The sequence below is a fragment of the Saccharopolyspora antiqui genome (assembly GCF_052246905.1).
In the GTDB taxonomy this organism is placed as follows: domain Bacteria; phylum Actinomycetota; class Actinomycetes; order Mycobacteriales; family Pseudonocardiaceae; genus Saccharopolyspora.
In genome coordinates this window covers 149,559-169,042 of the sequence record NZ_JBQQBO010000015.1, presented here as the reverse complement: position 1 = coordinate 169,042, position 19,484 = coordinate 149,559, and the positions used below count along the sequence as shown (strand labels likewise).

General features: G+C 66.4%; 15 protein-coding genes and 1 tRNA gene. 9 read left to right on the top strand and 7 right to left on the bottom strand.

The features are described 5' to 3' along the window. Positions 1-35: 35 nt before the first annotated feature. Complete coding sequence (coaE, locus tag ACTWQN_RS23415; protein WP_443205721.1) at positions 36-1,247, bottom strand: dephospho-CoA kinase; 1,212 nt, start codon at positions 1,245-1,247, stop codon at positions 36-38. A gap of 284 nt (positions 1,248-1,531) precedes the next feature. Next, positions 1,532-3,040: a 30S ribosomal protein S1 gene (rpsA, locus tag ACTWQN_RS23410; protein ID WP_443205688.1), complete on the bottom strand. Its 1,509-nt coding sequence runs from the start codon at positions 3,038-3,040 to the stop codon at positions 1,532-1,534. A gap of 297 nt (positions 3,041-3,337) precedes the next feature. Here rpsA and ACTWQN_RS23405 point away from each other — a divergent pair, with 297 nt between their 5' ends. The 4 genes from ACTWQN_RS23405 to ACTWQN_RS23390 all read left to right on the top strand — a co-directional run bounded on the left by ACTWQN_RS23405 (position 3,338) and on the right by ACTWQN_RS23390 (position 7,927). Next, entirely contained in the window at positions 3,338-4,198 is an 861-nt protein-coding gene (locus tag ACTWQN_RS23405; protein WP_443205687.1) for a class I SAM-dependent methyltransferase, read from the top strand. Positions 4,199-4,277: 79 nt separating this feature from the next. Continuing rightward, positions 4,278-5,210, top strand: a complete 933-nt coding sequence (locus tag ACTWQN_RS23400) for a GNAT family N-acetyltransferase (RefSeq protein WP_443205686.1) — start codon at positions 4,278-4,280, stop codon at positions 5,208-5,210. Positions 5,211-5,255: 45 nt separating this feature from the next. Continuing rightward, on the top strand, positions 5,256-5,906 hold the full coding sequence (locus tag ACTWQN_RS23395) for an ATP-binding cassette domain-containing protein (RefSeq protein WP_443205685.1): 651 nt from the start codon (positions 5,256-5,258) through the stop codon (positions 5,904-5,906). Continuing rightward, positions 5,903-7,927, top strand: a complete 2,025-nt coding sequence (locus ACTWQN_RS23390; RefSeq protein ID WP_443205684.1) for a YhgE/Pip family protein — start codon at positions 5,903-5,905, stop codon at positions 7,925-7,927. Before ACTWQN_RS23395 ends, ACTWQN_RS23390 begins: the two co-directional genes overlap by 4 nt. A gap of 198 nt (positions 7,928-8,125) precedes the next feature. Here ACTWQN_RS23390 and ACTWQN_RS23385 read toward each other — a convergent pair whose 3' ends face one another. Together ACTWQN_RS23385 and polA are read right to left on the bottom strand one after the other, a co-directional pair. Continuing rightward, on the bottom strand, positions 8,126-8,536 hold the full coding sequence (locus ACTWQN_RS23385; protein WP_443205683.1) for a VOC family protein: 411 nt from the start codon (positions 8,534-8,536) through the stop codon (positions 8,126-8,128). A gap of 262 nt (positions 8,537-8,798) precedes the next feature. Further along, positions 8,799-11,444: a DNA polymerase I gene (gene polA / locus ACTWQN_RS23380; RefSeq protein ID WP_443205720.1), complete on the bottom strand. Its 2,646-nt coding sequence runs from the start codon at positions 11,442-11,444 to the stop codon at positions 8,799-8,801. Between the two features lie 166 nt (positions 11,445-11,610). Between polA and ACTWQN_RS23375 the strand changes: the two genes are divergently transcribed. Continuing rightward, entirely contained in the window at positions 11,611-12,003 is a 393-nt protein-coding gene (locus ACTWQN_RS23375; protein WP_443205719.1) for a PaaI family thioesterase, read from the top strand. 10 nt (positions 12,004-12,013) lie between these two features. On the opposite strand, the gene ACTWQN_RS23370 is transcribed toward ACTWQN_RS23375, so the two are convergent. Continuing rightward, a complete protein-coding gene (locus ACTWQN_RS23370) occupies positions 12,014-12,625 on the bottom strand; it encodes an ANTAR domain-containing response regulator (protein ID WP_443205682.1) in 612 nt (203 codons plus the stop codon). Positions 12,626-12,744: 119 nt separating this feature from the next. Further along, positions 12,745-14,136 carry an amino acid permease gene (locus tag ACTWQN_RS23365; protein WP_443205681.1) on the bottom strand — a complete coding sequence of 464 codons (1,392 nt, stop codon included), beginning with the start codon at positions 14,134-14,136 and terminating at the stop codon, positions 12,745-12,747. Positions 14,137-14,305: 169 nt separating this feature from the next. Between ACTWQN_RS23365 and ACTWQN_RS23360 the strand changes: the two genes are divergently transcribed. The 4 genes from ACTWQN_RS23360 (at position 14,306) to ACTWQN_RS23345 (ending at position 18,565) form a co-directional block, all read left to right on the top strand. Continuing rightward, positions 14,306-14,379: transfer RNA gene (locus tag ACTWQN_RS23360), tRNA-Leu, on the top strand. Between the two features lie 286 nt (positions 14,380-14,665). Beyond that, the gene (locus ACTWQN_RS23355) at positions 14,666-15,019 is read left to right on the top strand and encodes a DUF6933 domain-containing protein (RefSeq protein ID WP_443205680.1); all 354 of its coding nucleotides are present in this window, start codon (positions 14,666-14,668) and stop codon (positions 15,017-15,019) included. 274 nt (positions 15,020-15,293) lie between these two features. Beyond that, entirely contained in the window at positions 15,294-16,160 is an 867-nt protein-coding gene (locus tag ACTWQN_RS23350; protein ID WP_443205679.1) for an IS5 family transposase, read from the top strand. Between the two features lie 104 nt (positions 16,161-16,264). Then, the gene (locus ACTWQN_RS23345) at positions 16,265-18,565 is read left to right on the top strand and encodes a WD40 repeat domain-containing protein (protein ID WP_443205678.1); all 2,301 of its coding nucleotides are present in this window, start codon (positions 16,265-16,267) and stop codon (positions 18,563-18,565) included. Between the two features lie 47 nt (positions 18,566-18,612). Here ACTWQN_RS23345 and ACTWQN_RS23340 read toward each other — a convergent pair whose 3' ends face one another. Beyond that, positions 18,613-19,437: a hypothetical protein gene (locus ACTWQN_RS23340; RefSeq protein ID WP_443205677.1), complete on the bottom strand. Its 825-nt coding sequence runs from the start codon at positions 19,435-19,437 to the stop codon at positions 18,613-18,615. Positions 19,438-19,484 lie beyond the last annotated feature (47 nt).

Below are 19,484 nucleotides of genomic sequence, written 5' to 3'. Positions count from 1 at the left end.
CACCTTTTACCAAGTAAGTCGGTAAAAGGTGCCCTTCACTCGGAAAAGATCGCTCGTTGCGGTGTCCAGCCGGTTTCGTCGGCCCAGCGCCTGGCCCTGGGGAGGGCTTCGGCCATCCAGGGTTCCTTGGCTTCGGCGTAGGCGTCGTGGTTCGGGTCGGCCGCGTGCTTCGCCGCGACTTCGCGTTTGAGGTTCAGGTACTCGTCGCGGATCGCCGGGTTGGCGCGCAGCCAGGCGGGGAACAGCAGCGCCAGGCGCCAGGGCGGCGTGCCCTCGACGCGCACGTGCAGGTTCGCGTAGCGGCCGGGATCGGCGGAGACGTGAATCCGCTTCTCCCAGAGCGCGGGGTCAGGGGCGAAGCTGTGCGGGGTGTCGCCGAGAATGTCCGGCAGCACCGGGAAACCGGCCTCGCCCAGCGGCTCGGCGAGCGCATCGGCGTCGGCCAGCGACCGGACGGTCAACTGCAGGTCGATGATGTCCTTCGCGGGCAGTCCGGGCACCGAAGTGGATCCGATGTGGTCGACCCGCACGGCCCTGTCCCCCGCGGCCCGCTCGATCCGCGCGATCAACCGCCGCGCTTGCCGCGGCCACTGCGCATCCGGCTCGACGAGCTTCGGCGACCGCTTCGGCGGACGCCTCCGCAATCGCACGTTCTCCTCGAACGGCACCAGCCGGTGCTGCCACAGCTCGTCGACCTGGGCCAGGACCGCATCGACCGAACCGCTGTTTTCCAGCCACACGTCGGCGACCTCGCGACGCTGCTCGTCGGTGGCCTGCGCGGCGACGCGGGCGCGGGCGTCCTGCTCGGTCAAGCCGCGGTCCACCAGCCGTCGCACCCGGTCCGAAACCGGCGCGTCGACGATTATCACCAGGTGGTAGTTCGGCGCGTAGCCGACTTCGACCAGCAGCGGCACGTCGTGCACGACGATCGCATCGGGAGGTGCCTGCGCCATCCGCTCGGCCGTCAGATCGCGGATCTTCGGGTGCGTGATGGCGTTGAGGGCGGCGCGCGCCGCACCGTCGCCGAAGACCTTGTCCGCCAACGCGGGACGGTTCAGCGCCCCATCGGAGTCCAGGATCTCCGGCCCGAACCGCTCGACGAGTTCGGCGAGTCCCGGACTGCCCGGCCGCACCACCTCCCGGGCCAGCACGTCGGCATCGATGAGCACAGCTCCGCGCTCCACCAACCGCCGAGCCACCGTGGACTTCCCCGAACCGATGCCACCGCTGAGTCCCACCCACAACACACAACCCATCTTGCCAGGCTGCGCGAACGCCCCCACGGCCCGGACCGAAGGGCACCTTCGACCGGCTTACTCGGTCAAAGGTGCCCTTCACCCATGCCCCGTCCAGATGACCAACGCACCACCGAGGCGCAGCCGTACCGATTGGGTGGTAGGTGAAGGGCACCTTTTACCGACTTACTTGGTAAAAGGTGCCCTTCACTGCTCACCTGGATGGGGCGGGAGTGCGACAACGGCCCCGCACCTCGGAAGGTGCGGGGCCGGTCGTTGTTGCTACTGCTCAGGCGTCACGCGCCGCCGGAGAGCTTCTCGCGCAGCGCTGCCAGCTGCGCGTCGCTGGCCAGCGAGCCGCTGTCCTGCTCGTCGTTGGAAGCCGACGAGTAGTTGCCGCCGCCCCCGCTGGGCTGCGGCTCCTCACCGCCACCTGCAGCGGCGGCCGCAGCGGCCTCCGCGTCGGCCTGGCGGGCCTTGGTGATCTGGGCGATGTGCTTCTCGAAGCGCGTGTGGGCCTCGGCGTACTGCCGCTCCCATTCCTCACGCTGCTTCTCGTAGCCGTCCTGCCACTCCTCGGTCTCCGGGTCGAAGCCCTCGGGGTAGATGTAGTTGCCCTCGTTGTCGTACTCGGCGGTCATCCCGTACTGCGTCGGGTCGAACTCCGAGTCGGGGCTGAAGCCCTCGTTGGCCTGCTTCAGCGACAGCGAGATCCGGCGACGCTCCAGGTCGATGTCGATGACCTTGATCATCACCTCGTCGCCAACCTGGACGACCTGCTCCGGGATCTCCACGTGGCGCTCGGCCAGCTCGGAGATGTGCACCAGACCCTCGATGCCCTCGTCGACCCGGACGAACGCGCCGAAGGGCACCAGCTTGGTGACCTTGCCCGGCACGATCTGGCCGATCGCGTGGGTGCGGGCGAACTGCCGCCACGGGTCTTCCTGGGTGGCCTTCAGCGACAGCGACACGCGCTCGCGGTCCATGTCCACGTCGAGCACCTCGACGGTGACTTCCTGGCCGACCTCGACGACCTCGCTCGGGTGGTCGATGTGCTTCCAGGACAGCTCCGAGACGTGCACCAGACCATCGACACCACCGAGGTCGACGAACGCACCGAAGTTGACGATGGAGGACACGACGCCCTTGCGGACCTGGCCCTTCTGCAGCTGGTTGAGGAACTCGCTGCGGACCTCGGACTGGGTCTGCTCCAGCCAGGCGCGACGGGACAGCACCACGTTGTTGCGGTTCTTGTCCAGCTCGATGATCTTCGCTTCGAGCTCGCGGCCGACGTAGGGCTGCAGATCGCGGACGCGGCGCATCTCGACCAGCGAGGCGGGCAGGAAGCCGCGCAACCCGATGTCGAGGATGAGGCCGCCCTTGACGACCTCGATGACGGTGCCGCGCACGGGCTCGTCCTTCTCCTTGAGCTCCTCGATGGTGCCCCAGGCGCGCTCGTACTGGGCGCGCTTCTTGGAGAGGATCAGTCGGCCTTCCTTGTCCTCCTTCTGGAGAACAAGCGCCTCGACGAAGTCGCCGACGGTGACGACCTCGGCGGGATCGACGTCGTGCTTGATCGACAGCTCGCGGGAGGGGATGACGCCCTCGGTCTTGTAGCCGATGTCAAGCAGCACCTCGTCGCGATCGACCTTGACGATGGTGCCCTCAACAATGTCCCCATCGTTGAAGTACTTGATGGTCTGGTCGACGGCGGCGAGGAAGTCCTCCTCCGTCCCGACGTCGTTCACTGCGACCTGCGGCTTGGTGGCGGCTGCAGTCGGGACGGTGGTGGTGTCGGTGGACATCAGGTGGGTTGCTCCGGTACGGATAGGTTGGTCGCTGGATCTACATTGTTGCCGCGCCCCGGGCATCCGGCCAAGACCAGCTGGCTTGCTGGACCAGGAGATTCCGCTTCCCGACCGGCCCCCATCGCCGGGTGACCCGGTGCAGAAGAGCCGCCGACAAAAGACCCACGGCGCGGGCGGTATCGTACGCGCTTTCTCGATCGTCGGGCAAACTGCCGTGCTCCTCGACGACCAGCGGGTCCCGGACGAGGACAATGCTCACGTCCGAGCAGTACCCACTATCGGCGAGGAGAATCCTTGACACGAGCCGACGAGCCCGAAGACGACGAAGTCCAGGGTAGCTCCGCAGAACGGTTGTTGGGCACAACCGATGTGACCAAACGCACCGTGGGCGCGGCGGAATCGCGGGCCGCGAGCCGACTGTGGTGGGACGCCGATGCCGACGACTACCAGGCCGAGCACGGCGCGTTCCTCGGCGAGAGCGACTTCGTCTGGTGCCCGGAGCGGCTGCGCGAGCAGCACGCCGGACTGCTCGGCGACATCCGCGGCAAGCGGGTGCTGGAGGTGGGCTGCGGCGCGGCGTCCTGCTCCCGGTGGTTGGCCGATCATGGTGCGCGGCCGGTCGGGTTGGACATCTCGGCCGGAATGCTGCGGAATGCCGTCGCATGCGGCGAGCACAGCGGCACCGCGGTGCCGCTGGTGCAGGCGAGCGCGGACTGCCTGCCGTTCGCCGAAGGGTCTTTCGACCTGGCTTGTTCGGCCTTCGGCGGGGTGCCGTTCGTGGCCGACGCCGGGGCGGTGTTCCGAGAGGTCGCGCGGGTGCTGCGGCCGGGCGGCCGGTGGGTTTTCGCGGTGACCCACCCGATGCGGTGGATCTTTCCCGACGATCCGGGGCCGACCGGGTTGACCGCGACGCACTCCTACTTCGACCGGACGCCGTACCTGGAGGTCGACGGCACCGGCCGGGCCACCTACGTGGAGCACCACCGGACCCTCGGCGACTACGTCCGCCAGTTGACCGCAGCGGGATTCCGGCTGCGGGATTTGGTCGAACCGGAGTGGCCGGAGGGGCACACTCAGGTCTGGGGTCAGTGGAGCCCGCTGCGCGGCCGCCTGTTCCCGGGCACGGCGATCTTCGTCTGCGTCCTGGATTCCTAGGGAAGAGCCGGTCCGTGGACTCGTTCGGGCAGCGGAACCTCAGGCGGACGCTTCAGGGAGAACACCGAAGGATGGGGCTGTGGCGACGGCACAGGAGTTGATGCGGGCGCAGTTCGCGCGGTTGGCGGCGTTGGACCCGCAGTTACCCGACACCCACCACCTGCCAGCTGACGGCGAGCCGATAGTGGCCCGGACTCCCGACGGTGCTTCGGCGGCCGGGCTGGTGGTGCGCAACACCAACCCGCCGGGTTCGGCGCAGAGCCTGTGGCAGGCCGGTGAGGTCTTCGAGCTCTTCCCGATCCTCGGCGAGCAGCCCCAGGCGGGCATGGACGCGTTGCTGCGGACCTGGCGCGGGTGGCTGATGGCGCACGCCGCGCCGGGGCCCAACTCGTCCTGCGTGGTCGTGTGGCCGAGCCGGGACGTCGCGGTGACGCGGGCGCTGCTGGACCACGGCTTCCTCCCGCTGTCCTGCCTGGCCGTGCGCCCACCCGGCCCGGCAACAGATACGAAACTGTCTGGTACCGTAAAGGTGCGTCGCGCCGGACCGGCCGACCTGGACGCCGTCGTCGAACTCACCCTCGCCGAGCTCGAATACGCCGCCCAGGTTGGTACGTCGACGTACCGCCCCGACGCTCCGCGGCTGAAGCGGACCGCTGCGCACGTGCGCCTGCACTCCAGCGATCCGGTGTGGCTGGCGGAGCAGGACGGGACGCCGGTCGCGGTCGCGGAATGCGGCTGGGTCGACACCGCCAAGTCCCCCAGCGGCTACCGGCTCCGGCCCGGCACGTGGGCGTACGTCAACTGCGTGTCGGTGCAGGAGAAGCTCCGCGGCACCGGCGTCGGCCAGCAGCTGATGACCTTGGCGCACAACGAGTTCGCGCGCGCCGGAGTCGTCGGCAGCTTCCTGTACTACAACCCGCCCAACCCGCTGTCCTCGGTGTTCTGGCCCCGCCAGGGTTACCGGCCACTGTGGACGATGTGGGAGGTGCGCCCGGCCACCGCGCTGCGCTGACGCTCGCCCGGCCGACGCACCGGCCGTGAGAGTCGAGGAGTCGGCGTGGAGATCGTCGCCACCGGTGTCGAGGTGAACGGAGCGCACGGAGCGCTGCTGGCGCCCACTTCGCTGCGCGCCCGCAGCGGTCATGTCCTGCTCGTCACCGGCGACCCGAACTCCGGGCGCACCGCGCTGGCCCTGGCGCTGTCCGGACGACTGCGTCCCAGCCGCGGCACCGTCCGCCTGGACGGCGCCACCGACGGCAACGCGCTGCGCCGCAGCGTCGCGGTCGTCGACGTACCGCAGATCACCGAGCCGGACGGCGCCCTGCCGGTGCGCGACGTGGTCGCCGAAGGCTTGAGCCTGGCTGGCCGCAGGTCCGGCCACCGCAGGGTCCGCGAGTGGTTGTCGGCTTGCGCAGCGGCGGGCGAGGAGCGGTTCGAGAACCTCGCCGGATTCGAACGAACCCGGCTGCTGGTCGAACTCGGCTGCGCGGCGCGCTCCACCAAAGCCCTGGTGCTGGACTGCCCCGACCGGCACGGCGGCGACCCGACCGGCTGGTACTCGCTGGCCGCCCGCCGCGCCGAGTGCGGCATGGCCGTCGTCGTCCTCTGCAACCCGCACTCCGCCGACCAGCTGGGCATCACACCCGCTCGGATCGGCGCGAACAACCTCGAAACGTCCACTCCGGATTCCCCCGAAGGTCTGCGATGACCACCTTCCGCCTCGCCGCCACCGAACTGCGCCGCCTCACTTCCGGCAAACTGCCCAGGCTCGCGCTGCTCGCCGTCACCCTGGTGCCGCTGCTGTACGGCGCGATGTACATCTACGCGAACTGGGACCCCTACGGAAAGCTCGGCTCGGTGCCCGCGGCCGTGGTCATCGACGATGCGGGTGCGCGGCGCGACGACGGCAGCCAGTTGCGGGCCGGTCAGGACGTGTACCGGGAACTCGTCGAATCCGGCACCTTCGACTGGAACCGCACCGACGAGCAGCAGGCCCGGCAAGGCGTCGCCAGCGGCCGGTACACGTTCGCACTGGTGGTGCCGAGAGACTTCTCCGCCGCCCTGCTCTCCCCCGCCGATTTCCAACCACGACAGGCGAAGCTGCGGCTGATCACCAACGACGCCAACAACTACCTCGTCGGCACCATCGCCGACAAGGTCGCATCCGAGGTGCGCGGCGGGGTAGCGGCGGGTGCCGGAACCGAGGCCGCGAACCAGTTCCTGCTCGGCTTCAGCACGGTGCACGACAAAACCGTCGAAGCCGCCGATGGCGCGGGACGACTCGCCGACGGAGCCGGGCAGCTGCACGACGGGCTGGGCCAAGCCCAGCGCGGCACCGCGCAGCTGTCCAGCGGCGCCCACCGGCTGCTCGACGGCCAATCCGAACTCGCCGCAGGAGCGAACCAGCTCACCGACGGCACCCGGCAGCTCCACAATGGACTGGATGAGCTCCGGGGGTCGACCGCGGCACTGCCCGAGCAGACCGCCGCTCTAGCCGACGGCGCGGCACAGGTCGCCGCCGGAAACGAAGAACTCGCGGCCAAAGCCCAGCAACTCGGCGGAGTCTCGCAGGCGATCGCGGACAACCTCGACGGGACCAAGGCGCGAATCACCGACCAGCTCCGCCAGGCCGGGGTGGACGAGGCGACTGTGCAGCGGATCGCCGCGGGCCTCGACCAAGTGAACAGCCCCATCACCGAAGCCAACGGCAAGGTCCAGACGCAGGTCGGCCAGCTGCGCGCACTGGCCGACGGATCCCGACAGGTCGCCGACGGCAACCGGAAGCTCGCCGAGGCGATGCCGACCATGGCCAGCGGCATCGGCCGCCTCGCCGACGGCGCGACCCAGGTCGACGACGGCGCGCACCGGCTCCGCGACGGCCAGCAGCAGGCCTTGACCGGCACCAGGCAACTGAGCAGCGGCGCCGATCAGCTCGCCGGTGGCGCCGAACAACTGACCGACGGTTCCGGTCAGCTCGCGGACGGGTCGAACACGCTCGCGGCGGAGTTGGGCAAGGGCGCCCAGGACATCCCGAACCCGGACGAGCAGACCCGCACCGCCACCGCAGCAGCCATCGGCGACCCGGTCGCCGTCGACACCCAGGCCCAGGTCAAGGCCGACACCTACGGCGCCGGGCTGGCCCCGTTCTTCCTGGGGCTGGCGCTGTGGATCGGTGGTTTCGTGCTGTTCCTGCTGATGCGCCCGCTGTCCAGCCGCGCGCTCGCCGCAGGTGTCGCGCCCTGGCGCGTCGCGCTGGGCGGTTGGCTACCCGCCGCAGCCGTCGGCCTGGTGCAGGCGGTGCTGCTGTACCTCGTCGTGGTCTTCGGGGTGGGCGTGCACCCGGCGCACGCCTGGTGGACGCTCGGCTTCCTGGTACTGACCTCGTTCGCATTCACCGCCGTGGTGCACTCGCTCAACGCCGCGTTCGGACCGAAGGGCAAGTTCATCGCCCTGGTCATCCTGGTGCTGCAACTCGTCACGGCTGGCGGCACGTTCCCGTGGCAGACGATCCCGGAACCGCTGCACCCGCTGCACCAGGTCCTGCCGCTGGGCTACGTCGTCGACGGCCTGCGCCACCTGCTCTACGGCGGCGCGGGTACGGCCGCGGTGCCGAACGCGGTCGGCGTCCTGCTGTGCTACCTGGTCGCGGCACTGCTGCTGAGCACCGTCGCGGCATGGCGGCAACGGATCTGGACCCCGAGCCGCCTCAAACCCGAACTGTCCCTTTGATCCTGTCGCTGTGCCCGTCTCGCATCACGGCGTGAACAGCGCCCCGTTCGGGCGGTGGGTGAAGGGCACCTTCTACCAAGTTACTTGGTGAAAGGTGCCCTTCACCTAGTCCTCGGCGTTGTGCAGCCGGTGCGGCACGCACGATTGATCGAGCTGGCGGGTTCCGGAGCGTCCAGTTTGGACATTTGGGGCATGTCGCTACTGCGCGGCGGTTTCGCCGGTCGGCTCGTCGTAGCGGGCGATCTCGATCAGGTTCCCGTCCGGGTCGCGCAGGTACAGCGAGGTGATCGCGCCCTGCGCGCCGATCCGGCAAACCGGGCCCTCTTCGATGCGCACGTCGTTGGCGCGCAGGTGTTCCTGGACCTCGGCGAGCGGATTGGCCGTGACGAAGCACAGGTTGGCCGAGCCGGGCACCGGGTGCGTGGCGGTCGGCTCCACCAACTCGCTGGCCGCGTGCAGCTTGATCGTCTGCCGACCGAAGCTCACCGCCCGCCGATCGCCGGGGAAGGTCACCGGCGTCATGCCGAGGATCCGCTCGTAGAACTCCACTGCCCGATCGACATCGGCGACGGTGAGGACCAGGTGGTCCACTCTGTCGATGCTGATCATGCTCCTCCTCGGGGTTGGCGCGGAAGCGGATTCGGGGATATCCGTCCCGTGCTGCGCACCTGTCGGAAGGCACAGCCGTGCCGCGCGCAGTCGCGACCGGTAGCGCCTAGGCAGGCTATCCGCACCGATCGGCGGCGCGTTCAGGCGGGCCCGCCGACGGTGATGTCGACCATCCAGAAAGGCTTCACCGGGCCGGATCCCACCCGATGACTGCACTCCGCAGTCACGCGATTACCCGCCGCCCAACCCCAGCCGAGGTGGCTCAGTGCGCGGCGGCGTCCCAGGACCGGCCCACGCCGACGGAAACCTCCAGCGGCACATCAAGCTGGTGCGCCGAGCCCATCTGGTCGCGCACCAGCTTCTCCACCTCGGCGCGCTCACCCTCGGCGACCTCGATGATCAGTTCGTCGTGCACCTGCAACAGCATCCGCGACCGCAGGTCGTTGTCCCGCAACGCGCGGTGCACACCCAGCATCGCGACCTTGATGATGTCGGCTGCGCTGCCCTGGATCGGCGCGTTGAGCGCCATCCGCTCGGCCATCTCCCGCCGCTGCCGGTTGTCACTGGTCAGATCCGGCAGGTAACGCCGCCGCCCCAGGATCGTGGAGGTGTAGCCGTCCTTGCGCGCCTGGTCGACGACTTCCCGCAGGTAGTCGCGGACCCGGCCGAACCGCGCGAAGTAGGCGTCCATCTGCTCCTTGGCGTCCTCGGCGGAAATCCGCAGCTGCTGCGCCAGCCCGTAGGCCGACAGGCCGTAGGCCAGCCCGTAGGACATCGCCTTGACCCGACGCCGCAACTCGTGGTCGACGTCCTCGATCGGCACCCCGAACGCCCGAGAGGCCACGTAGTTGTGCAAGTCCTCTCCGCTGCGGAACGCCTCGATGAGCCCCTCGTCGCCGGAGAGGTGCGCCATGATGCGCATCTCGATCTGGCTGTAGTCGGCGGTCATCAGCTCCGCGTAGCCGTCGCCGACGACGAACACCTCCCGGATCCGGCGGCCCTCCTCGGTGCGGATCGGGATGTTCTGCAGGTTCGGCTCGGTCGACGACAGCCGCCCGGTGGCCGCGATGGTCTGGTTCAGCGTGGTGTGGATCCGCCCGTCGTCCGAAATGGACTTCACCAAACCGTCCACAGTGGTCTTCAACCGGGTGGCGTCCCGGTGCTCCAACAGGTGTTGCAGGAACGGGTGCTCGGTCTTCTCGTAGAGCGTCTGCAGCGCCTCCGCGTCGGTGGTGTAACCGGTCTTGGTGCGCTTGGTCTTCGGCATGTTCAGCTCGTCGAAGAGCACCACCTGCAGTTGCTTCGGCGAACCGAGGTTGATCTCCTTGCCGATCACGTCGTAGGCGTCCTGCGCGGCCTGCTTGACCCGCGCGGCGAAGCGCGCGCCCAGCTCGTCGAGCTGGTCGGCATCCACCGCGATGCCCGCGCCCTCCAACTCGCCGAGCACCACCAGCAACGGCAGCTCCAGCTCGGTGAGCAGACCGCGGCTGTCGATGCGGTCCAACTCCACGTCGAGCGCGTCCGCCAGCTCGGCCACCGCCCGCGCCCGGACCAGCTCCGACGCGGCGGCCTTCTCCTTGGTCTCCGCTTCGTCCTCCAGCAGCGACAGCTGCCCGTCGTCATCGCCCTGCTCGGCGCGCAGCTCGCGCTGCAGGTAGCGGACCACCAGGTCGGGCAGCTCGAAGGACCGCTGCCCCGGCCGCACCAGGTACGCGGCCAGCGCGGTGTCGCTGGTCAGGCCCGCCAGCGTCCAGCCGCGGTCGCGGATGGCGTGCAGCGCGCCCTTGACGTCGTGCGCCGCCTTCGTCGTCGCCGGGTCGGCCAGCCAGTCCGCCAATGCCTGCTCGTCCTCCGCGCTCAGCTCGGTGACGTCGATGAACGCCCCGGCGCCGTCGGCGGTGGCCAGCGCGATGCCGGTCAGGTCGCCACGACCGCGCGCCCACTGCCCGGTGCACGCGAGCCCGACCCGGTTGCCGTTGCGGGCATGCTTGTCCAGCCATCCGACCAGCTGGCCGGGCTGCATGACACCACCGGAGATCTCGAAGCCCTCCTCGACCTCGGGCTCGACGGTGGACAGCGTCGCGAACAGCCGATCCCGCAGCACCCGGAACTCCAGGTCGTCGAACAACCGGTGCACCGCGTCGCGATCCCACGGCCGCACTGCCAGCTCCTGCGGCGTGGCCTCCAACGGCACATCGCGCACCAGCTCCGTCAACTGCCGGTTGAGCAGCACCGACGACAGGTGCTCGCGGAGCGCGTCGCCGACCTTGCCCTTGACCTCGTCGACCCGGTCCACCAGCTCGGCAAGCGACCCGAACTGCTGGATCCACTTGGTGACGGTCTTCTCCCCCACCCCGGGGATCTTCGGCAGGTTGTCCGACGGATCGCCGCGCAGCGCCGCGAAGTCCGGGTACTGCTGCGGCGTCAGGCCGTACTTGTCCTCGACGGCCTGCGGCGTGAAGCGGGTGAGCTCCGAAACCCCCTTGGTCGGGTACAGCACCGTGACGTCGTCGGTGACCAGCTGCAGCGCATCCCGGTCACCGGTACAGATCGAGACGTGGAAACCCGCCACCGCGGCCTGCGTGGTCAACGTCGCGATGATGTCGTCGGCCTCGTAGTTCTCCTTGCTCAGCACCGGGATGTGCAGCGCGCCGAGGACGTCCTGGATCAGGCTGACCTGGCCGCGGAACTCGTCCGGGGTGGCGCCGCGGTTGGCCTTGTACTCGGCGTAGGCGTCGCTGCGGAACGTCTTGCGCGAGACGTCGAAGGCGACCGCGAGGTGGGTGGGCTGCTCGTCGCGCAGCAGGTTGATCAGCATCGAGGTGAAGCCGTAGACCGCGTTGGTGTGCTGCCCGGTGCCCGTTTGGAAGTTCTCCTTCGGCAGGGCGTAGAAGGCGCGGTAGGCCATCGAGTGGCCGTCGATGAGCAGCAGGCGTCGGTCCTCGGAATCCGTCACGGCGGCGAGTCTAGGCTCAAGCCCTGACACCACGTGACCGGAGGCGGAGGAGGACCCAGCGGTGGCTGCGCTCGACCGCGGAAAGGCGACGACCAGCGAGAACGATTGGTCGAACCGGCTGCTACGGGCCGCCGACGAGCAGCTCACCGAGCGGATGGGCATCGAACTCGTCGAATGGAGCCCCGATCGAGTGATCGGCAGGATGCCGGTCGCTGGCAACCGCCAGCCCTACGGCCTGCTGCACGGCGGGGCGAACGCGGCGCTGGCCGAAACCGTCGGGTCCATCGCGGCGGCCCTGCACGCCGGGGCGAGCCGGGTCGCGGTCGGGCTGGAGCTGTCCTGCACCCACCACCGCGCGGTCACCGAAGGCGTGGTGACCGGCGTCGCCACACCCCTGCACCAGGGACGCAGCACCGCGACCTACGACATCACGATCACCGACGAACAGGGGCGGCGGACCTGCTCGGCGCGGCTGACCTGCGCATTGCGCGACCAGCCACCCGGGCAGTGATCGTCCGCGCCTAGGAGAGGTTCTCCAGCACCGCCTGGGCCACGGCCTTCATCGTGGTCCGGCGGTCCATGGCGGTGCGCTGCAACCAGCGGAACGACTCCGGCTCGGAGAGGTTGTGCTGGCTCATCAGCAGGCCCTTGGCCCGCTCGATGGTCTTGCGCGCTTCCAGCCGCTCGGTCAAGTCGGCGACCTCGGCCTCCAACGCCTGCACCTCGGTGAACCGGGACACCGCCAGTTCGATGGCCGGCACCAGGTCGCGCTTGGCGAAGGGCTTGACCAGGTAGGCCATCGCCCCCGCGTCCCGCGCCCGCTCGACCAGGTCGCGCTGGCTGAACGCGGTCAAGATCACCACCGGCGCGATCCGTTCACCGGCGATGTTGGAGGCCGCCTCGATGCCGTCCATCTTCGGCATCTTGATGTCCAGGATGACCAGATCCGGGCGCAGTTCCTCGGCGAGCCGGACGGCTTCCTGCCCGTCCCCGGCCTCACCGACCACCTGGTAACCCTCCTCGCGGAGCATTTCCACCAGGTCGAGTCTGATCAACGCCTCGTCCTCGGCCACGAGTACGCGACGTTCGACGGGCTTGGCCTCGCGTGTGTCCTCGACAGCCGGCGTCGTCACCGGGGTCCTCCAGTAAAACTCGGGTCCGCCGATGCGGATTGCATCGGAAACCGCAGCTTACCGGGTACAACTTCACGCCGAGGTAAACACGCGACGTGACCATTGCGACATCAGGTGGATCATGTCCGCACCGCCCGCCGCCGCACGAACAGCAGGTAGATCAGCACGATCGCGGCGAGGCTGATCAGGCTGAGCGTGAGCTGCGAACGGATCTCCTCGATGGCGCCCATCGTGACGATCACCGCGGCGATCAAGATCAAGGTGGCCCAGGTCAAATACGGGAAGAACCACATCCGCAACTTAAGCCGCTCAGGCGCCTCCCGTTCCAGCTGCCGCCGCATCCGCAATTGCGAGAGCGCGATCATCGCGTAGATGAACAACGCGACAGCCCCGGCGGAGTTGATGATGAAGTAGAAGATCGTGTCGGGTGAGACGTAACTGGCCGCAACAGCGACGTAACCGATCAGCGTGGACAGCACAATCGCCTTCCACGGCACACCACGACCGTTGACATCCCGAACCCATTTCGGCGCGAATCCCCGCCGCTGCAAGGCGAAGAGCATCCGCGAGGCCGTGTAGAGCCCGGAGTTGAGCACCGAGATCACGGCGGTGAACACCACCACGTTCACCACGACCTCCGCCGCGGGCAAACCGAACCGGGTGAAAGCCGCGGCGTACGGGCTGCCGCCATCGGAGGGGATCTCCTGCCACGGCGTGATCATCACCAGCAACGTCACCGAGCCGACGTAGAACAGCAGCACCCGCCACACCACGGCCTTGGTCGCCTTGGCCACCGACTTCTCCGGCTCGTCCGATTCGGACGACACGATGGTGACGATCTCGGTACCGAAGTAGGAGAAGATCACGATGACCACGCCGTGCAGCACGGCGAAACCGCCCTTGGCCACGAACCCGTCGAGTGCGATGTTGCCGACCGAGAACTCCGCCCCCGGCCAAATCCCCAGCACGAAAACGGTCCCGCACACCAAGAAGATCACGATCGTGATCACCTTGATGGACGCCAACCAGAACTCGGTCTCCCCGAACGACCGGACCGAAACCAGGTTCGTCGCGGTGAGCAGCAGCATCAACACCAGCGAGATCGCCCACTGCGGCACCGCGGGCACCAGCGGGTTCAACAACTCGGCACCGACCACGGCCTCGAAAGCCACCACGCCGACCCAGTAGTACCAGTACAACCAGCCGATGGTGAACCCCGCCCAGTTGCCCAACGAGATCCGCGCGTACTCCATGAACGACCCCAGCGCGGGAGCCGCGGTGGCCATCTCGCCGAGCATCCGCATCACCAGCACGACGATCAGCCCGCCCACGGCGTACGACAGCACCGCCGCCGGGCCAACGGTGGAGATCACCGCGCCGCTACCGATGAACAGGCTGGCGCCGATGATGCCGCCGAGCGCGATCATCTGCAGGTGGCGGTTCTTCAAACTCCGCCGCAGCCCAACAGCGTCGGCATCGGCTGCGGACCCGACCCTGGCTTCATCGACCACAACAGCCCCCCGGTGCTCATCCGGCAAACCTCGGTGCAGAGGTTGCGAACCTAACCCCCAGTGATCCACAACCACCAGGGTCCCGAACCGGGATGAACCAGACGAAAGATCCCGCAACACCCTCCGGGCAGCGGTTGATCAAGGGGCGAGTATGCTCACATGCACACCAGCCCCCGTAGCCCAATCGGCAGAGGCAGCGGACTCAAAATCCGTCCAGTGTGCGTTCGAGTCGCACCGGGGGCACTGGCCTGATCAGGCAAAATGAAGCAAACTGTTGATCTTTAGTTGATTTCTGGGTGCGAGTTTGTTGCAACGAGATACTCAGCAAGCGCCAGGTGTCGCACTCGAGGCATCAGCCAGCACCGCTTTTGGCGACACGCCGATCGACACCCAGCTATGGAGGACCGGTCGACGGACCCTGGTCTGGATCGATCGCCGGTTACGCTGCGCTGGGTCGGGTGCGTCGGGCATGTCCAGCAAGTGGCAGGTCCTATGATCGGGGCGTGATATTGCGGTGCACCGGCAAGGTGTGGCGCTGTTGCGGATCTCCACTCCGGTCGCCGGTAAGGCTTCCACGGAGGATTTTTATGCCCATCTAATCTGGGTCCAGCGGCGAAAATGCCTGTTGCTCACCCATGCCGGAACCCTTTTCTCGCCGTTCGTGCCCGATGCGACCGTCGCCGAGCTGCGCCCAGTCGGACCGTTTGTCGTCTCGGCGATCGAGGGGACGTTGCGCAGCGAGGGTCTCCCGCCCGATGCGCTTGCCAGGCAGAACGTGACCGTGGGCAAGACTGCCGAGCTGCGCGTCGTGGGCACCATGAACGACCTGGCGGGCATCACCGATGCCTGTCATCGCCACCGCCGGTGGGCTGGCCCGCTGTGACATCGACGCTCTCAATCACGACCTGCATCGCACGATCAACAGCATCACCGGCTACGTGCCGCCGATCGAGCTCGTCACCGCACGCCGCGAGGTTACGCGGTAACAAGGCGGTGCTGGTGCACAGCACTACCCAGTCGGCCGCGGGTTCTGGCGGCTGACTAAGAGGTTCCGGCAGTAGGGCGTAGCTGATCTTGATTCGAGGGCCGGGAGTAGGGCGGGCATGGCCGTTGGTGATCATGAAGTTGCTGACGCTTCGTGATCACGAGGAACGACCATGCCCTTGCTGCCATCTTTGCTTATCGAGCCGGTCTGGGGCCAATTCGCCGAGTTGCTGCCCCAGCGCCCGGAGTTCGACCCCAAGCATCCGCTGGGCTGTCACCGCCGCCGTATCGACGACCGTGTGGTCTTCGACCACATCATCTCCGCACTGGTGCACGGCAGTGGCTACGAACGCATCGCCACCAGGAAATGTTCGGACCGCACCATCCAGCGCAGGCTGGACGAATGGGCCGAACTGGGTATCGCCACCCGACTGAACGCGTTATGCCTGGCCGCGTTCGACCGGATGATCGGCCTGAGACTCGATGATCTGTCCGTCGACGGGTGTATCACCAAAGCACCCTGCGGTGGCCAGAAAGCCGGACCATCACCAGTGGACCGCCGAAAAGGTGAACTGAAACGCTCCATGTCCACCGAAAAACAAGGTGTGCCACTGGGAATCGTCTCCGCAGGCGCCAACCGCCACGACTGGCCACTGCTGGAACCCACCCTGCGACAAACCCGGCAACAGATCACCGACCTACCCGCCGGTGGCCTGCCCCGCACTGCCCGCGTGCACCCCGACAGCGGTCACGACAGCGGCAAAACCCGCGACCTACTCGACGACGAAGGCCTGACCGGCGTCATTGCCCGAAAAGGTCTCTTCGCACCCATCCAGGCCGGCACACGGTGGGTAGTCGAGCGCGGCCATTCATGGATGAACAACTTCGGCAAGCTCCGCCGCTGCACCGACCGCAACGCCACAACCGTCGACTTCTACCTCTACCTCGCCGCCGCCATCATCACCGTCCGTCAACTCATCCACCACGCCCGAACCCACTACCGCTGGGACACCCGCCCCACCACCCGACGCCTCAAATGATCCAATCGCCGGAGCCACTTATCCAAAACGGACCCGCCCTCGGACGGTCTTCGCTAACCTCGAATAAGAGATCTGACTCACATATCGATCGCGGGGAGTGCTGGATGGCGGACTTGGACCGGCAGCAGAACTCCAGCCGCCGAAGCCTGCTTCGCTGGCGGATCAGCACTGCGGTGGTGAGCGTGCTGGCGCTGGTACTGGCCATTGTCGCCTATACGAACAACGTCCAACTCAACGATCGGATCCAGTCCGCCAACGCCGTAAGTCTGGCCGAGGAATCGAACCGACTCGCCGGCCTGGACGAGCTCCAGGACCACGTCGCCGATGTCAATCCGACAGACGCCCTGCAGCTGGCGTTGGCAGCCTACCGTGAGAAACCGGACAGCCCAGAGGCTTACGGAGCCCTGCTCAGGCAGCGGCTTTACTGGTTGGGCGTCGATCGCCTGCCGGCCGATCCGTTGTTGCGCAACGTGAATACGCTCCGGTCAAGCGCGGATGGCAAAGTCGTGGCCTTTGCATCCTGGGATGCTTCTACCATCACGATTTGGTGGAACCTACCTGGTCCGGACACGCGGCACCGCGAGATCCGCACAGAAAGCGGGGCGTTCTCGCTGAGCCCGGACGGCCGGTGGCTGGCCGCGACCGGGGAATCCGGCCTCCAGGTTTGGGATCTGAGCCGGCCCGGTGATCCCATCGTATTGGGTTCGGACGGAGTGTTCGGCGAACCCACGTTTAGCGCGAACAGTCGGTATTTGTCCGCCGGTGCACGGTTCAGCCTGGAACGAGAGGGCGAACCGCAACACATCCGAGCCTGGGACGTGCAGACCGGACAGGAGGTCCAGAGTGGAGCGCAAACGCCGATAATGGCGGACAATCCGAGGTATCAACCGTACGTGTCGCCGGACGGCATGTTGCTGACGAGCACAGAACCCACACCTGACACGGACTCCGGAATCGCTGCTGTCGTACGGGAACTCTCCACCAACCGGGTACTTCGGTCATTTCCTTTATCCGAGGATCAAGGCACATCACCTTCAATCCTCAGCAATGGAACACGCATTATCGGCTGCGTAGGCAACACCGCGACGATCTACGACGCGTATTCCGGCTCGGTTCAGCATTCGTTCCCGATCAGCGACGACTGTTCGTACAATGTCGATGACGCTGGGCAATACTTGCTGCCCAGCAGCGACGAAAGCCCGTACCAGCCAATCGGCGCGATACGCCTCGACACCGGACGCTGGTTCGACTTCGGCGATTCTCCGGCGCCCGTCTCCTGGGGAGATTCACCGGTCGTGCTCATCCCCGGCGACAATGAAGTGCTCACCGCGATCTCCATCAGACAGTCGGTCTCCGACAGAGCGGGTGTCGTACAAGTCAGCCAGGTCGCCGCCCGGCTCGGACCGATTCCGCGTCTCCCCAGAGCGGACATACTCACGCAGTCATCGGACGGCAGATTATGGGCGGCATACACCTATTGGTACGAGGACGAACGACTAGAACTGGCGTTGCTGGATGCCAACGGGGCTGTGCTGAACATCCTGCCTGTTCCGCAGTCACCAGACGCGTTGGGGTTCGACATCACCGGAGAACGTCTCTTCGTGGTGACCGACAACATAGTGAGCATTTTCCGCACCGATGGACTCACATTCGAGCGCGAGGTGCAATTGCCGACTCCTACGATGAGCGGGATCGGCGATGAACGAACCGCATCAGTGACGGCCACCTCAGATGGATCGATCTTCATCGGGCAGTTCGGAACACTCTCAAAATGGAACCCGAACACCGGGCGGCAGATAGGGCGGGCCGTGACCGTAACCCCTGCCCAGACTGGTTCGCTTGCACCGCAAGGCCCGCTGACCAGCCGTCGTCCCGGGCACCCCGACCAGCTTATTGTGCGCGCCGAAGAAGAACTGTCAATTCTGGATATCCGGTCACAGACCCGATTGAGTTCGACAGTTCTGGAAGACATGTACGCCAGCCTCTGGGACAGCGATACGATGACCTCGCCGGATGGTTCGACTGCAGCAATGGAGACCGGCACCATCGGCCTTGTGGATCTGGATGAGATGCGCGTGCTTCCCGTGCTGCAATCGCCGGACCAAGAAGACGAAGAGCTCGTCGGATTCTCTGGCAACTACCTGTTCACCACGACAGAAGAACAAGTACATATCTGGCGATGGGATCAGTCACGTCTTATCGCATCGATAAAGAAAGAAGCCGAACCGGCGATCGACGGGAGCAATTTCTTCCCCAACGGTTTCCCAGGCTATCGCAAACCACTCTCCCTTGATCCCGAAGAGTGGTTCCGTGATCTCTGCCGCCTCTCGAACCGCGACTTCACTGAGCAGGAACTACGGCTTCTCCCCGAAGGCGTCAGCCATGACCGGCCGTGCGACAGGTGACTTTACGGCCAAAATGGTCCAACCCGCGGCTTCCGGACACACGCGAGCTAGCATGCCGAATACGAATTCACAACCGCAGGATCATTACAGTCCATCAATTCATCAGAACCGGGAATAATCTGATACGCACTTTCGTATTCCCACCACTGGCCTGCCGCAACTGTCTCAAAAGGCTTCCCAGCGGACGTTCCGTCACTACGAACAACCACACTTTCATGCTCGTTCTCGTACGAGACTTCGACCACGAGTTCCCAGGTACAAAAGCAGTTAAGGGTAGCTGCCACAATCTCGAATGGCAAAGGCTCCCCTAGCTCGGCAAACCTGCTTTCTTCGTCCAGAAAAGGACTCCCGACTTTAATTTCACCATTATCGTCTTCCTTGACAGAATACAGTCGAGTGTCATCGCTGTCGAGATTCACCGTAAGCAGGTCCGCAACCCCACCCCCCGCCTGGCGTTTGAAGATAAACGTTCCCCCATCAGGCGACTTTCGCTCCAGCACCCTTGCCCGCATGTCATTGACGCGCACTCGTTGACTACGGTTGCCGACAAGATTGACCCTGTGCCGACTTACAAAAGGAGAATCCAAAGAACCCTCAGAGCCAACTCGGATACCACCCTCATGAATCATTTCCTGATCTATCGACTCGCCAGAGTAACTCTGATCTGCTCGCATATCACGATAGACCCTCCTTAGATGGTCCACCTGTTGCGTTGATAACGCCTTCGGGAAGTACCACCCATAAATCGCGTCATCGTCGCCAGGCACCGACCGGACATCCTCCGCGATCAGCGCCGGCTTCTTTTCCAGCTGAATATCCTTGAGAGCGTCGTTAACAGGCGCGGTCATAAACGAGGTCACGATGGCCAACACCGCAGCCGCACCCCCGACCACTGTCCAGAAGCCTGCACTGGAGCGCA

Coding starts and splice junctions, on each gene's coding strand:
- polA (WP_443205720.1), bottom strand. CDS start 11,444: ATGGCCTACCGCGCCTTCTACGCCCTGCCGAAGGAGAACTTCCAAACG.
- ACTWQN_RS23350 (WP_443205679.1), top strand. CDS start 15,294: ATGCCCTTGCTGCCATCTTTGCTTATCGAGCCGGTCTGGGGCCAATTC.
- ACTWQN_RS23345 (WP_443205678.1), top strand. CDS start 16,265: ATGGCGGACTTGGACCGGCAGCAGAACTCCAGCCGCCGAAGCCTGCTT.
- ACTWQN_RS23390 (WP_443205684.1), top strand. CDS start 5,903: ATGACCACCTTCCGCCTCGCCGCCACCGAACTGCGCCGCCTCACTTCC.
- ACTWQN_RS23385 (WP_443205683.1), bottom strand. CDS start 8,536: ATGATCAGCATCGACAGAGTGGACCACCTGGTCCTCACCGTCGCCGAT.
- rpsA (WP_443205688.1), bottom strand. CDS start 3,040: ATGTCCACCGACACCACCACCGTCCCGACTGCAGCCGCCACCAAGCCG.